9 protein-coding genes and 1 tRNA gene are annotated in these 15,342 nt (G+C 37.0%); 6 read left to right on the forward strand and 4 right to left on the reverse strand.

Going from position 1 to position 15,342, the window contains the following annotated elements:
• Positions 1-62: 62 nt before the first annotated feature.
• Entirely contained in the window at positions 63-1,418 is a 1,356-nt protein-coding gene (locus PWU04_RS12190; RefSeq protein ID WP_274476396.1) for an OmpA family protein, read from the forward strand.
• 65 nt (positions 1,419-1,483) lie between these two features.
• The gene (locus PWU04_RS12195) at positions 1,484-4,234 is read left to right on the forward strand and encodes a PD-(D/E)XK nuclease family protein (RefSeq protein ID WP_274476397.1); all 2,751 of its coding nucleotides are present in this window, start codon (positions 1,484-1,486) and stop codon (positions 4,232-4,234) included.
• A gap of 82 nt (positions 4,235-4,316) precedes the next feature.
• Here PWU04_RS12195 and PWU04_RS12200 read toward each other — a convergent pair.
• Positions 4,317-4,390, reverse strand: a tRNA-Ala gene (locus tag PWU04_RS12200).
• A 33-nt stretch (positions 4,391-4,423) separates the two neighbouring features.
• On the opposite strand from PWU04_RS12200, the gene PWU04_RS12205 reads away from it, so the two are divergent.
• Complete coding sequence (locus PWU04_RS12205) at positions 4,424-5,761, forward strand: MATE family efflux transporter (RefSeq protein WP_274476398.1); 1,338 nt, start codon at positions 4,424-4,426, stop codon at positions 5,759-5,761.
• A gap of 147 nt (positions 5,762-5,908) precedes the next feature.
• Here the strand turns inward: PWU04_RS12205 and PWU04_RS12210 are convergent, their stop codons facing one another.
• Positions 5,909-8,161, reverse strand: coding sequence for a TonB-dependent receptor (locus tag PWU04_RS12210; protein WP_274476399.1), 2,253 nt, complete (start codon positions 8,159-8,161; stop codon positions 5,909-5,911).
• A gap of 104 nt (positions 8,162-8,265) precedes the next feature.
• Here PWU04_RS12210 and PWU04_RS12215 point away from each other — a divergent pair, with 104 nt between their 5' ends.
• Both PWU04_RS12215 and PWU04_RS12220 read left to right on the forward strand, forming a co-directional pair.
• Entirely contained in the window at positions 8,266-8,922 is a 657-nt protein-coding gene (locus PWU04_RS12215) for a metal-dependent transcriptional regulator (protein ID WP_274476400.1), read from the forward strand.
• 2 nt (positions 8,923-8,924) lie between these two features.
• The gene (locus PWU04_RS12220) at positions 8,925-9,749 is read left to right on the forward strand and encodes a ZIP family metal transporter (protein ID WP_274476401.1); all 825 of its coding nucleotides are present in this window, start codon (positions 8,925-8,927) and stop codon (positions 9,747-9,749) included.
• Between the two features lie 73 nt (positions 9,750-9,822).
• Here the strand turns inward: PWU04_RS12220 and lepA are convergent, their stop codons facing one another.
• Positions 9,823-11,619, reverse strand: coding sequence for a translation elongation factor 4 (gene lepA, locus PWU04_RS12225; protein ID WP_274476402.1), 1,797 nt, complete (start codon positions 11,617-11,619; stop codon positions 9,823-9,825).
• Between the two features lie 163 nt (positions 11,620-11,782).
• Here lepA and PWU04_RS12230 point away from each other — a divergent pair, with 163 nt between their 5' ends.
• Positions 11,783-14,188 (forward strand): outer membrane beta-barrel family protein, encoded by a 2,406-nt coding sequence (locus PWU04_RS12230; RefSeq protein ID WP_274476403.1) that lies wholly within the window; start codon positions 11,783-11,785, stop codon positions 14,186-14,188.
• Here the strand turns inward: PWU04_RS12230 and PWU04_RS12235 are convergent.
• Entirely contained in the window at positions 14,185-15,321 is a 1,137-nt protein-coding gene (locus PWU04_RS12235; protein WP_274476404.1) for a TolB family protein, read from the reverse strand. The genes PWU04_RS12230 and PWU04_RS12235 overlap by 4 nt on opposite strands.
• Positions 15,322-15,342: the final 21 nt, after the last annotated feature.

Consider the following 15,342-nt stretch of genomic DNA (forward strand, 5'->3'; position numbering starts at 1 on the left):
TTAATATATTTTAACATGTTACATTTGTTAGTAACTAACACTTAAAAATTAAACTTTTGAATATGAAAAATCTTAGCAGATTACTATTTGCGGGGTTACTGTTTCTAGGTTTCAGTAATACCTATGCACAGGACGAAAACAACCCTTGGGCGATCAGTCTTGGAGTGAACGCCGTTGACTTTTACCCTGGAGGTGATGACTCACCTTATGTGGGAGACATTTTTGACGAGTATTTCAATGCCAGCGATCATTGGAACGTTCTTCCTTCTCTATCTTACGTAACTGTATCAAAACATATCTCAAATGGATTCACTTTTGGAGTTACAGGTTCTATCAACCGCATCGATAACTTGGGTGAACTTTCTGTAGATGATTTCTCATATTATGGTGTGGATGGTACAATTAAGTACCATTTTAGAAGCTTAAAAACTTTTGATCCATTTTTAGGTGTTGGTGGAGGTTACTCATGGGTAGACGGCATTGGAGCAGGAACCTTAAATGGAAGTCTTGGATTTGACTTTTGGTTTACTGAGAACATTGGAATGACTGTTCAAAGTTCTTTTAAAAATTCATTTGAGGACTACTTACTTACTCACTTCCAACATTTCGCTGGAATTAAGGTGAAGTTTGGTGGTAAAGACACAGATGGCGATGGTATTTATGACAAAGATGATGCCTGTCCAGATGTACCAGGTTTAGAAATATTCCAAGGTTGTCCTGATACTGATGCAGATGGGATTGAAGACAGAAAAGACGATTGTCCTAACGAAGCTGGTTTACCAGAGTTTAATGGTTGTCCTGACACTGATGGTGATGGTATTCCAGACAATAAAGATGACTGTCCAACAGTTGCTGGCTTAGCTGAGTTTAATGGCTGTCCTGATACTGACGGAGATGGTGTTCCAGACAATTTAGATGAGTGTCCAAACGAAGCTGGTCCTGCCGAAAACAATGGCTGCCCTTGGCCAGATAGAGATGGCGATGGTGTTCCAGACAAAGATGACTTATGTCCAGATACACCTGGTACTGTTGCCAACAATGGTTGTCCTGAAGTTTCAGAAGAAGTTCAGAAACAATTGAACGCTTATGCTAAGACTATTTTGTTCGATACAGGTAAATCTTCTATCAAACAAAGCTCTGAAGAGGTACTTAATGATATTATCACCATATTAAAAGAGTACCCTAACGCTAAGTTCCACGTTGAAGGACATACTGATAGTGTGGGTGCTGAAAACATGAACATGGACCTTTCAGAGAGACGTGCTCGCGCTGTAAAAGACTACCTAATTGCGAATGGTATCGACGAGTTCAGACTATCTTCTAAAGGTTATGGAGAGGATAGACCAATCGACACTAATAAAACTAAAGCTGGTAGAGCCAACAACAGACGTGTTGAAATCAATCTAGTTAAAGAATAGCATTTACTATTAAACAACTATAAAAAAACGCTCCGGTATTCCGGAGCGTTTTTTATTTTTATGAAATGGTTACATTCATTCAAGAAGTCCTCCTCAATCTACTAAAGGAGCAACAGGATATTTCGCAACTTACATTCATTCTCCCCAGTAAGAGGGCTGGTGTCATACTGAAGAACCAATTGGCTAATTTAACAAAGAAACCAATTTTCCTGCCGCGAATAGTAAGCATTGAATCATTTGTCGAAGAACTTTCCGGACTTCAGACCACTTCTTCAACAGAACTATTACTTGAATTTTACTTAGTATATTGTAATAATACCGTAAAGGAGCAACAAGAATCTTTCGAAAACTTTTCTAAATGGGCTCAGGTTATAATACAGGACTTCAACGAAATAGACCGCTACCTCATTCCTCAAAAGCAATTATTTCAATATTTAAGCGCTATACAGGATTTGAGTCACTGGTCTGTTAACGAGCCAAAAACCGAAATGGTAAGCAATTACCTTAAATTTTGGAATAGACTTTACGAATACTATTTAAAATTCACGAATGCATTAGCTGAAAAAGGCATAGGGTATCAAGGGATTATTTATAGAGCTGCAGTAGATAAAGTTAACGACTACATTTCTGCAAATAAAGAAAAGCAGCATGTATTCCTGGGCTTTAACGCATTAAACACAGCCGAATCAGAACTTATACAAAGGCTGTTAGAAAATAATATGGCTAAAATATTTTGGGATATAGACGAAACATTTTTTAACCATCCAAAACACGATGCTGCTTTATTTACCCGAGAACACAGAAAAAATTGGACCTACTTTAAAAGCAACCCTTTTAATTGGATAACCAATAATTACAGAACGACTAAAAACATAGACATACTAGGAGTTCCCAAAAACGTTGGTCAAGCAAAACAAATAGGACATATTCTAAACAACCTTACTAAAACTAATAGAAAACTAGATAAAACAGCTGTGGTTTTGGGTGATGAAAATTTACTTATACCTGTTTTAAATAGCATTCCAAGCTCAGTAAACTCCCTTAATATTACTATGGGATTCCCATTAAGTTCGGTGCCGCTTGCCACTCTATTCGAACAATTGCTTGAAATGCATAAAAAAGGAACGAACTCTTTTTACCATAAAGATGTCATTAGCATATGCTCTCATCAATTTATAACTTCCTTACTAAAAAACAATCCTGATGATAACAACAGCATTATTAAGGATATTCAAAACAACAATTTGGTTTATATCACTATAGAAAATCTTAAGGAATTGGCACCTGAAAAGACTGCTCTCATGAACTTATTGTTTGGAAACTGGAAGAATGACGCCAACATTGCCATACAAACCATACAAGAAATAATATGGCTCTTAAAAAAAGATTTAGACCTTCAAAAAGATCGCAATGCCCTCCCTTTAGAATACCTCTATAGATTTAACGAAGTATTCAATGAACTGTCGAGATTAAATACTCAATACGGCTACCTTAAAAATATTAGTGCTCTCACAAGCGTCTACAAAGAACTGCTTAGTAGGGAAACATTGGACTTTCAGGGAGAACCTCTTGAGGGTCTTCAAATCATGGGGATGCTAGAATCCAGAGTATTAGATTTTGAAACTGTTATTATCACCTCAGTGAACGAAGGTATTCTTCCTGCGGGAAAAACTCAAAATTCTTTTATCCCTTTCGATGTAAAACTAGAAAATAACCTCCCGACATATAAAGAAAAAGATGCAGTTTATACCTATCACTTTTACAGACTGTTACAGCGGGCTAAGAATGTTTACATTCTTTACAATACCGAATCGGATGCCTTGTTGGGCGGAGAAAAAAGTCGATTTATAACTCAATTGGAACTTGAAGGTATCCACAATATAACACACAAAATAATACCACCAGTAGTTCCTGCTTTAGAGAACAAATTAACTCAAGTCGATAAAAATAACGATGTCATTGCTTCTCTTAACAACTTAGCATTAAAAGGCATTTCCCCATCTGCCATCACGTCTTACATAAGAAACCCATTAGATTTTTATTACCAAAAAGTACTCGGCATAAAAGAATACGACATGGTTGAGGAAACGGTTGCTGCAAACACCTTGGGTAGTGTTATCCATAATACCCTAGAAGACTTTTACACGCCGATTATAGGCAAAACTCTTACAGAGGAAAACCTGGAAAAAATGAAGGCTAAGATTCCACAAACCGTAAGCTCTCATTTTAAAACGCTTTACAAAAAAGGGGACATCACAAAAGGTAAAAACCTAATCGTTTTCGAAATCGCAAAACGTTACGTTCTCAATTTCATCAACAAGGAGATTGAAGCCCTAAAAAAAGGAGATTCGATTAAAATTATTGCACTGGAAGAGAAACTAGAAACAACATTAATAGTAGAGGGTATAGATCAGCCCGTTAAAATCCATGGTTTTGTAGACCGTATTGATGAGTGTAATGGTATTACACGGGTTATTGATTACAAGACAGGGAAAGTAGAAAGCTCACAAGTTACCGTAATTGATTGGGAAGAACTAATGACAGACTACAACAAATACAGCAAACCTATCCAAATTCTTACATATGCCTTAATGATGGAATCAAAAACACATTCTGAAAAGCCTTTGGAAGCAGGCATTATATCATTTAAAAACCTCAATGCAGGATTTATACCATTCACAAAAAAAGAAAGTGTAAGAGGCCGTAAAGAAAGCTTGATAACTCAAGAGACCTTAAGTAATTTTAAAGTACAACTGGAAAATATTTTGAGGGAAATCTACAATCCTGAAATACCGTTCGTTGAAAAAGAAGTTTAAAACGACTAATTTTGTGGTTATTTTTCATCTAATAGCTAAAGTGAAGGCATAAAAAAACCGCAATCTAAACGATTACGGTTTGTGGAGAAGATGGGAGTCGAACCCACGACCTCTTGACTGCCAGTCAAGCGCTCTAGCCAGCTGAGCTACATCCCCATTTTGCTATTGCGGCGTAAAAATAACATAAAATTGCAGGAATACACAATAAAATTTAAAGAGATTAACAAATTGGCAATACCAGCTTTAATTGCTGGAGTGTCAGAGCCTTTATTATCACTTACCGATACAGCTATTGTTGGGAATATAGAACTTAACGCCACCGAATCTTTAGCGGCTGTTGGCATAGTAGGCACATTTATCTCTATGTTAATTTGGGTCTTTGGCCAAACAAGAAGCGCTATATCATCCATTATCTCACAATACCTTGGCGCGGGAAAACTGGATGAAGTGCGTTCACTACCCGCTCAAGCTATATTAATTATAACTAGCCTCAGCTTATTTATCATCGCCTTAACACTACCCTTTTCATCATCTATATTTAAACTCTATAATGCTACTGGACTTATTCTAGAATATTGTGTTGATTATTTTCAGATACGAATATTTGGCTTACCCTTTACCCTTTTTACCATTGGTGTGTTTGGCGCCTTTAGAGGTATGCAGAACACCTTTTACCCAATGGTTATTGCCATAGTTGGAACCTTAACAAACATTGTCTTTGATATAATATTGGTTTACGGTATTGATAGCCACATTCAGGCCATGAACGTGAAGGGTGCCGCATATGCCAGTGTAACAGCACAAATAACAATGGCTTTCCTATCTGGATACTACCTATTACAAAAAACCCCAATCCCTCTAAAGGCATCATTTCCCTTTAACAAGGAAATAAAGCGCTTTCTACTTATGATTGTCAATCTTTTTGTTAGAACAGTATCGCTAAACGTTGCACTATATTTTGCCAGCTCCTTTGCGACCTCATATGGAAAAGAATATATCGCTGCTTATACTATAGCCATTAACATGTGGTTTTTGGGAGCATTTATTATTGATGGTTATGCTAGCGCTGGAAACATTCTCTCAGGACGTCTTTTGGGCGCTAAACAATACAAAACCCTGATAATACTGAGTAACTCACTAATTAAGTACGGCATAGCTGTTGGTCTTATTTTAGCCTGCTTAGGAGCTATTGCTTATAAACCTATTGGAAACATATTTACTGATGATTCGTTAGTACTGAAACAGTTTTATGAAGTATTTTGGATGGTTTTAGTAATGCAGCCACTCTGTGCCCTGGCATTTATTTTTGATGGAATGTATAAAGGCATGGGAAAGATGGCTCAATTAAGAAATATTTTGCTTTTAGCGACTTTTTTTGTGTTTGTTCCGGTACTTTTTTGGTTCGACCACTTAAACTATAAGCTTTACGCCATATTCATCGCATTTACAGCTTGGATTCTAGCTAGAGGAATTCCCTTGATCATTAATTTTAGAAAAACGTTCACTCCACTTGCACGAAATAATTAACTTTGGTCGATAACAAAACAGCATAACAAAATGAACTTTTTAAACTTTTTTAGCGGGAATGGACTGTTCCTGGTGTTAGCAGTAGTATTGATTGTTGTTTACATCATCAACAGAAATCGAAGACCAAAATAAACCAAGCCTATAAAATTAATCCAACCTATAACGCACACCCAAAAACAAACGTCTTCCTTGATTAGGAGCGTAAACATAAGATGGGTCGAAGGTTAAAGCGTATGGATTATTTGGCGTAGCCTGAATTGAACCATCCGGATTGTAAGTTATATTTTCATCAAAAGGATCATTAGCTCTAGCTATTATAAACGGATTTCCCTTATTTGGCGTCCAATTCAGCAGGTTCTTTACACCTCCATAAAATTCGAAGTGTACTATGCCATCATAAGTAAACTGAATGTTTTGAATACTCCAAACCGGTGAATATTGTTCTCTAGGATCTAAATCACCTAAAAGAGGTAACCTCATAGGCCCATAGATATTTCCGGTATAGTCAATACTCAGATTGTATTGATATAGCTTATACGTAAATGCCCATGTACCGGAGAATTTTTCGGTTAGCATTTGCTGCTCCTTTTGCCCGCCTTCGGTTTTGCTCACATCTTGGTAAGTGGCACCCAAAAGTAATTTTATTCCACTCCCAAAAGTTGCATCTACATTAACACTTACCCCTGTAGTGACTGCCGAACCATCAAGATTGTCGTAAATAATTTCATTAGGATCAGTATCGTAATCAGGTATAATTAAATTGGTAAAGTAAGTATACCAGGCCGATGCATCTAACCCAAATTGCATACCACCTTGCGTATAGAACTTTTTCATATAATTTAAATTAATATTATATGAACGCTCTGGCTTTAACTCTTCCTCAATCACAACATCACGGGCTCCAGTTAGTGCCGCATGTTCTTCAGCAAATAGATTTACCACCCTAAACCCAGTGCCTAAATTCAATCTGATAATATCTTCTTTGTTCGATTTGTACTTGTATGCTATTCGAGGTGTAAAAATATTTCCGTGTCGTTTATCGTAATCGTATCTAGCCCCCAACAACAACTTATGTTTCACACCAAAAGCCATTTCATCCTGCACAAAAACCGAAGGGATTACAACTTCATCGGGCTCAACCGTTACCGGCGTATTATCGTTATAAAAATTATATCTTGAAGCCACTCCAAACAGCATATCATGACGGCTTATGGCTTTATCCCATGTCAATTGAGCAAAACCTATACGTTGCTGTGCTAGATAAGGCATATCACCATATACAGAGTTTTGGTCATGGTCGGTATAAGAAAACTGGAATAACATTTTCTCTTCCACAGGAAGCTGATAGTTACCCAACAACTCATATCGTGTAGTATAGATACTTTCACCGTAAACTTCACCACCGCCGCGATAGTTTTTGTTCCATTGCATTTCACCTCCCCAACGATCTTCGTAGAAAAAACGTGTTGCTATTGAAAACTTCTTATTACTCGGTCGCTTTAAATCCCCTTTAAGAAACACCGAAACTCTATCCTGCAAGGTAACATCGGTAAAATTATCACCGTTGTTGTCAATTGGATTGCTGTAATTGTAATAGTTCGACCCAAAAAGAAGATTCAGTTTCTTTCCTAATGTTGATTTCAGCCCTAAATCGAAATTAGTCTCTCCCCATCCTGTTGTAAAAACATCTGTTGCTACTTGTGGTGCGTGTTCTGGCAGTTTGGTAATAATGTTGATAAGACCACCAACAGCCTCACTTCCGTACAATGAAGAAGCTGGCCCTTTTACTATTTCTACCTGCTCAATTAACGAATTGGGTATTCCCGACAAACCATAAACGGTTGACAACCCACTAACAATCGGCATTCCATCAATCAGCACCAATGTATAGGGTCCTTCTAGACCATTTATATGAATATCTCCAGTATTACATACATTACAATTAAGTTGTGGTCGCACCCCATTTACCGTTTGCAATGCTTCAAACACATTAGCCGTAGGGTTCTTTTTTAAGAATGTTGTGGAATATACTTCAACAGGTACAGGGCTCTCAAGCCTTGAAACAGGTTTCAAAGTCCCAGTAACGACAACTTCCTCTAAACTTTCCGATTCTTCTAAATTAAAATTAACAACTAAGTCTTTATTGTTGATTGTGATGACCTTGTGTTGACTTTTAAATCCAGTAAAAGATGCTGTGACAGTATAAGTTCCTGGAATAATACCAGAAATAACATAATTACCATCGTCGTCACTTACAGTTCCTTTATCGGTCTTATTTATTACAACGTTTGTATAAGGCAAAGGCATACCGTCAGAGTAAGTTTTTCCACTTACATTAAAACGCTCCTGCGCATAGCTTACAACACTAAAAAGCATTAATAAAATGCTAAGATTTTTCATCTTCAAAAACTATTTATTTTGCAAAGGTAAAGTTTTTTTTAGACAAGACTAAAAATATATTTTTATAAAAGTAAATAATGTATATTTGCACTAAATTTTTAGGTATGGTAACCTTTTCAGAGGAGAATTATTTAAAAGCCATTTACCATTTGGGTAAACACGGTAGCACTTCGGTAAGCACAAATGCCATTGCAAAAAAAATGGAAACTAAAGCCTCGTCTGTAACAGACATGTTAAAAAAGCTGGCTGAAAAAGATCTAGTTGACTATATAAAATACCAAGGTGTAAGCCTAACAAAAACGGGAAAACTCACTGCAACGAATGTTATAAGAAAACATAGATTGTGGGAAGTATTTTTAGTAGATAAACTTAATTTCTCTTGGGATGAAGTTCATGAAATTGCAGAACAATTGGAGCACATCAAGTCTGAAAAACTCACCAATGAACTAGATGCTTTTCTAGACTACCCTACCCACGATCCACATGGTGACCCAATACCCGATAAAGAAGGGAACATAAAAACCACCAATAAAATATTGTTAGCCCAGATGTCTATTGGAAAAAGTTGTTTATGTGTGGGAGTAAAAGACTCCTCAACAGAATTCCTTAAATATTTGGACAAGCATAAAATTGCCTTGGGAACAAGTCTTAAAGTAATTTCCAAAGAAGCTTTTGACAATTCAATTACACTAGGAATAAAAGATAACGAAATAACCGTATCGCATGTCATTGCGAACAATCTCTATGTAAAACAACAATAACTATGCTCAAAGATATTATACTATATTTTGAATCTATTGACCCAGTTTTAGGGGCTTTATACGCTTCTCTATTCACATGGCTACTTACTGCTGCCGGAGCGAGTTTAGTTTTTTTCTTTAAAGGAATGAATCGCGCTATACTAGATGGCATGTTGGGCTTTACCGGCGGTGTGATGGTTGCTGCGAGTTTTTGGAGCTTATTGGCTCCTGGCATAGAAATGAGCCAAGGTGAAGGCTTTATAAAGGTAATTCCTGCAGCAGTAGGTTTTTCTATGGGAGCTCTATTCATTTATGGACTAGACAAAGTACTCCCCCATTTGCACATCAACTTTAAAGAAAGTGAAAAGGAAGGTGTCAAAACTCCATGGCACAGAACAACTTTACTGGTCCTGGCCATTGCCCTACACAATATTCCAGAAGGGTTGGCTGTTGGAGTACTTTTTGGCGGCGTTGCTGCTGGAATACCAGAAGCCACTATTGGAGGCGCTGTAGCGTTAGCCTTAGGGATTGGAATACAAAACTGCCCAGAGGGGCTGGCCGTTTCCATGCCATTACGCCGACAGGGAGTCAGCAAATTCAAAAGTTTTTGGTACGGTCAACTATCTGCAATTGTAGAACCAATATCTGCTGTTATAGGCGCAGTTGCCGTATCGTTCTTTACCCCTGTACTTCCTTATGCCCTAGCCTTTGCTGCTGGCGCTATGATTTTTGTGGTTGTAGAGGAAGTAATTCCTGAAACCCAAAGAGACAAGTTTACAGACATCGCTACATTAGGGTTTATTGGCGGTTTTATCGTTATGATGACTTTAGATGTAGCTTTGGGATAATAAAAACGTAAAAAGCCTATAAAAAAACGGTCACCTTTTTGGATGACCGTTTTTTTTATTCTCTATAGACAATTTAATCGTTTAGTTTCAATACTGCCATAAACGCCTGCTGAGGAATTTCTACGTTACCAACCTGACGCATACGTTTCTTTCCTTTTTTCTGCTTTTCCAAAAGCTTACGCTTACGTGAAATATCACCTCCGTAACATTTCGCTGTTACATCCTTACGAAGTGCCTTAATGGTTTCTCTAGCAATAATCTTAGCTCCGATAGCAGCTTGAATTGGAATATCGAACTGTTGCCTAGGAATAAGCTCTTTCAACTTCTCACACATTTTCTTTCCAATGTTATACGCATTGTCCGCATGAATCAACGCTGATAAAGCATCAACCTGTTGAGCGTTAAGCAGAATATCCACACGTACTAATTTTGAAGCACGCATTCCTATTGGCATATAATCAAAAGACGCATACCCTTTAGATACCGTTTTTAAACGATCGTAGAAATCAAAAACAATCTCAGCCAATGGCATATCAAAAGTCAACTCAACTCGTTCAGGAGTTAAATAATTTTGATTGGTAATAAGACCACGCTTTTCAATACACAACGACATAACATTACCAACAAAGTCTGCTTTGGTGATTATAGTTGCTTTGATATATGGTTCTTCCACTCGATCCAATCCAGAAGGATCTGGTAAATCGGTTGGGTTATTTACAATTATTATATCATCAGGGTTCTTTTTGGTATAGGCATAATACGATACGTTAGGAACCGTAGTGATTACCGTCATATTGAATTCACGCTCTAAACGCTCCTGAATAATCTCAAGGTGAAGCATTCCTAGGAACCCACAACGGAAACCGAACCCAAGAGCAGCCGAACTCTCTGGTTGAAATACCAATGAAGCATCGTTAAGCTGGAGCTTTTCCATTGAGGCCCTTAACTCTTCGTAATCTTCTGTGTCTACAGGGTAAATCCCTGCAAAAACCATTGGTTTTACATCTTCAAATCCACCAATAGCATTTTTTGTTGGGTTTTTAGAATCGGTAATTGTATCACCTACTTTTACTTCACGCGCATCTTTTATCCCAGTAATAAGGTACCCAACATCCCCTGCTTTTATTTCCTGCTTAGGCACTTGGCTTAACTTCAAGGTACCCACCTCATCGGCATAATAAGACTTCCCTGTAGCTATAAACTTAATCTGTTGATTTTTCTTAATGGAACCATTGATTACCCTAAAATACGTTTCTACTCCACGGAATGGGTTGTAAACAGAATCGAAAATCAATGCCTGTAAAGACTCATCCGGATTACCTTTAGGTGCAGGAACACGCTCAATAATAGCTTCAAGAATTTGCTCAATACCTATTCCTGTTTTAGCACTCGCCGGGATAACCTCACTAGGATCGCACCCCAATAAGTCTACGATATCATCTGTTACCTCTTCAGGGTTTGCGCTTGGCAAATCCACTTTGTTCAAGACCGGGATGATTTCAAGATCATTCTCTAAAGCCAAATACAAGTTTGAAATGGTCTGTGCCTGTATACTTTGAGCCGCATCTACAACCAAAAGCGCACCTTCACAAGCTGCTATGGAACGAGAAACTTCATAAGAGAAATCTACGTGGCCAGGAGTATCAATTAGATTCAATATATACTGCTCTCCTTTATAAGTGTACTCCATTTGTATGGCATGCGATTTAATGGTAATACCACGTTCACGCTCCAAGTCCATACTATCAAGCAACTGCTCCTGTTTTTCACGCTCGGTGACAGAACCGGTAAAATCCAACAACCTATCAGCCAACGTACTCTTTCCATGGTCGATATGGGCTATTATACAAAAATTTCTAATGTGTTTCATAATCTAGAAAACTGGATATATCCAATCTGCAAATATAGTTATTTAAATGTGCTTTTGCTGTTTTGGTAAACTAGTATTTACAACAGAAAAACAACGAAGGGTTTATCAATTGCTTTTTTCAAAGAAAATCTTATGTTTGTAAAAACATAACCTACTTAATTCTTTGGAAATTCGTCTCATCCATCTATTGGCCTTATTCTTATGCGCTGTACTTGGCTACAGCCAAGGGTTAGAACTAGATGGAACAGTATTAGACGATAAAAACTCTCCCATAGCCTATGCAAATGTTATTCTTCTATCCCAAAAAGACTCTACTTTAGTATCTGGAGTAACTTCTAACGAAAAAGGCATATTCCACTTTCAAGATTTAAGGCCAGGAAACTATATATTAACAACTAGTTTTATGGGGTTTAAAAGCTATTCTCTAACATTAGAATTAGAGAACAAAATGGAGATACCTCCAATAATCCTTAAGGAAAATGAACAGCGTTTAAACGAAATAAACCTAGTTGGGACAAAACCTACACTAAAAAAAGAGGTAGACCGATTGGTCTTTCGTGTAGAAAACACTGCTTTAACCGAAGGCAGCATTTGGGATGTGCTTCGAGGCACTCCTGGAATTTTAATGATCAATGACCAAATAACTGTTAAGAATAGTGCCAACATTATCTATTTGATTAATGGCAAAAGGGTATACTTAACAGGAAATGAATTACAACAACTATTTTCAAGTTCTAATGCCGCTTATGTACAATCAATTGAAGTAATAACAAATCCACCTGCCAAATACGATGCTGAAGGAGGGGCGGTGATTAACATAAAAATGAGCAAAAATCTTATTACTGGTTATAATGGAAGTCTATTTGCAAATTACACTCAAGGAACTTACCCAAGACCATCGGTTGGAACAAGTCATTTTTACAGAAGAAAAAACACTGGTATTTATCTAAGCTATACGTACGATGCAGAAAAACTTAATCGTATTGATCGCTCGAATATAGTTTTTACTGAAAACGAATCTCCAATAGGGTCTTGGAAAAGCGATGTTGACCGAAACACCTCATCAAAATCACATAATGCCAATTTGAATGTTGAACATGCGTTTAACGATAAGAATGAACTTAACTTTTCGGCAAACACAAACTACACACCTTATTGGAAGCGCAGTACACAAACAGCAACTCAAGCTATAGACTCATCTTTTAACTCGTTAAACAATACAAACGACAATAAGTTAAACCTAGCCCTCAACCTAGATTACAGCCATCAATCAAACAAAGGAAATAAACTTAGTAGTAACCTGCACTTTACAAATTATGATTATGACAGGTTGCAAAATGTAACAACAGATTATATTGATGCTAACGGAATTTTTATCAGAAACAACTCCTTTAAAGCCATATCAGACCAAAAGACTAACATATATTCCGGGAATCTGGATTACTCAATTCCCATGAAAAATGAAGCAACCTTTGAAACTGGGGCTAAAGTAGCTTTTGTTGAAACAGAAAACGACATTGAACAAGCCCTAACAAACAATGGATTAACACTTTATGACAACCTAAATTCTGGAGTATTCGACTATAAGGAAACTACTTTGGCGGCATACGTAAGTTATAGCAAAACTTGGGGGAGTTGGAGTTTAAACTCAGGACTTCGTGCAGAAAACACTTCGATAGATTCTAAAACATCAGGAGCTTTCAACGACAATACCCAAGATTATTTTAAAGTATTTCCTACCGTAATATTTTCCTATAATTTCAACAACAACCACAACTTTAGCTTAAGTTACAACAAACGTATAACACGCCCTTCTTACACCAACCTAAACCCTTTTAAGTTTTACCTTTCTGACAATGCTTTCGTGCAAGGCAACCCTGACCTTAATCCTACTTTATCACACTTAACAACATTATCGTATACACTTAAAGACACATACACTTTCGAGTTATATTGTCGCTTCGAGAAAAATCCTATATCAGAAATCCCCCTTCAAGATAACAACAACAACAAAATAAAGTATGTTGCCACAAACCTTAAAGAAGCACACGATTATGGTTTCGACTTTATAACCTACAAACCTTTGACCAATGCTTGGTCTATTTACCTAGTAAATTCCATTTTCTATGATACTGCAGAGTTTTTTGCTTTAGAAAACAACACCCCTCTACAAAGCAACCAACGTTGGTCTATGTATACTAATGCTGTAAATTACTTTTCCTTTTTGGAGGACAAATCCCTTAATGCAGAACTATCTATTCTTTATATTTCACCTGTAATCGATGGACCTTCAAGAGTCTCCTCTAGAACTCAAGTTGACATTACAATAAAAAAGAGTTTTTTAGAAGGGAAATGGATTGCTTCTATGGCAATGAACGACATTTTCAGAACTACCGATTTTACTGTTACGAATAATTATTTAAATCAAGACAACAAAACCTACTCTTGTTTTGACAACCAATGGTTTCGATTTGGTGTACGATACAATTTTGGAAACACAGACCTAAAGGCAAACACAACCACAACATCTCATAACGAAAGAGAACGCCTAGAAAGCAACGATCACTAATCTTCCCATTCTGCTATAAATAAATTGGTATCGTGCCCGCCACCATTATTTCTGTTGGAAGAAAAAACCAATTTTGTGCCATCGTTTGAAAATACAGGAAACGCATCGAATGTATCACTATGAGTAATTCGTTCTAGATTTTTACCATCTAAATCAATCATATACAGATTAAATGGAAAACCACGTTCCGACTCAAAATTAGATGAAAAAATCACTTTTTCACCTGATGGATGAAAAAAAGGACTCCAATTTGCATTCCCTAAAAAAGTTAGTTGCCTTAACTCACTTCCATCGGCATTACAGATGTACAATTCCATTTCTGTGGGCTGAACAAGTCCTTGAGCCAACAATGCTTTATACTCATCAATTTCCCCTGGAGTTTTTGGTCTTGAGGAACGAAAAACAATTTTTGTACCGTCTGGCGAAAAGAAAGCCCCACCATCATAACCTAGTTCATTTGTAATTTGCTGTACATTGCTTCCATCTAAATTCATAGTATATAACTCCAAATCCCCACTTCTTGTAGATGTAAAAACTATTTTATCCCCTTTGGGAGATACCGTAGCCTCAGCATCATAACCTGGCTCTTGAGTTAATCGCTTTACAATATTCCCTTTTAAATCAGACACAAAGATGTCGTAACTATCGTAAATTGGCCAGACATATTTGCCATTCTTTCTAAGGGGAGTTTCAGGGCAAACACTATCCTTCATATGCGTTGAAGCATAAACAATGTACTTATTATCCGGCAAAAAATATGAGCATGTTGTTCTTCCTTTACCAGTACTAACCATTGGAGGCATAGTATCTTTAAACTCGTCATTGGCATCCATTAAAAACATTTGATCACAACCCACTTTCCATTTTGAATTATTAGACTGAAACACTAATTGTTTATCATCAAAACTCCAATATGCCTCGGCATTATCACCCCCAAAAGTTATCTGTCGCAATGATTTAAAATGAGATTCATCTTTAAAAATCAAACCATTGCCATCCATAACTATAGGAGCAGCAATAGTATCAGTTGGATTAACCTTAACTGGAACCCTAGGATCATCATCAGTATGCCTATTTCTACATCCTAACAACAAAACACCCATTGTAACAGAAAACAACCATTTTAGACACATAATATTGTTATTTTTAAGTAA

Origin of the sequence: Mangrovimonas aestuarii (assembly GCF_028767185.1) — a bacterium.
Lineage (GTDB): Bacteria > Bacteroidota > Bacteroidia > Flavobacteriales > Flavobacteriaceae > Mangrovimonas_B > Mangrovimonas_B aestuarii.

Coding starts and splice junctions, on each gene's coding strand:
- PWU04_RS12190 (WP_274476396.1), top strand. CDS start 63: ATGAAAAATCTTAGCAGATTACTATTTGCGGGGTTACTGTTTCTAGGT.
- PWU04_RS12195 (WP_274476397.1), top strand. CDS start 1,484: ATGGTTACATTCATTCAAGAAGTCCTCCTCAATCTACTAAAGGAGCAA.
- PWU04_RS12210 (WP_274476399.1), bottom strand. CDS start 8,161: ATGAAAAATCTTAGCATTTTATTAATGCTTTTTAGTGTTGTAAGCTAT.
- PWU04_RS12215 (WP_274476400.1), top strand. CDS start 8,266: ATGGTAACCTTTTCAGAGGAGAATTATTTAAAAGCCATTTACCATTTG.
- PWU04_RS12220 (WP_274476401.1), top strand. CDS start 8,925: ATGCTCAAAGATATTATACTATATTTTGAATCTATTGACCCAGTTTTA.
- lepA (WP_274476402.1), bottom strand. CDS start 11,619: ATGAAACACATTAGAAATTTTTGTATAATAGCCCATATCGACCATGGA.
- PWU04_RS12235 (WP_274476404.1), bottom strand. CDS start 15,321: ATGTGTCTAAAATGGTTGTTTTCTGTTACAATGGGTGTTTTGTTGTTA.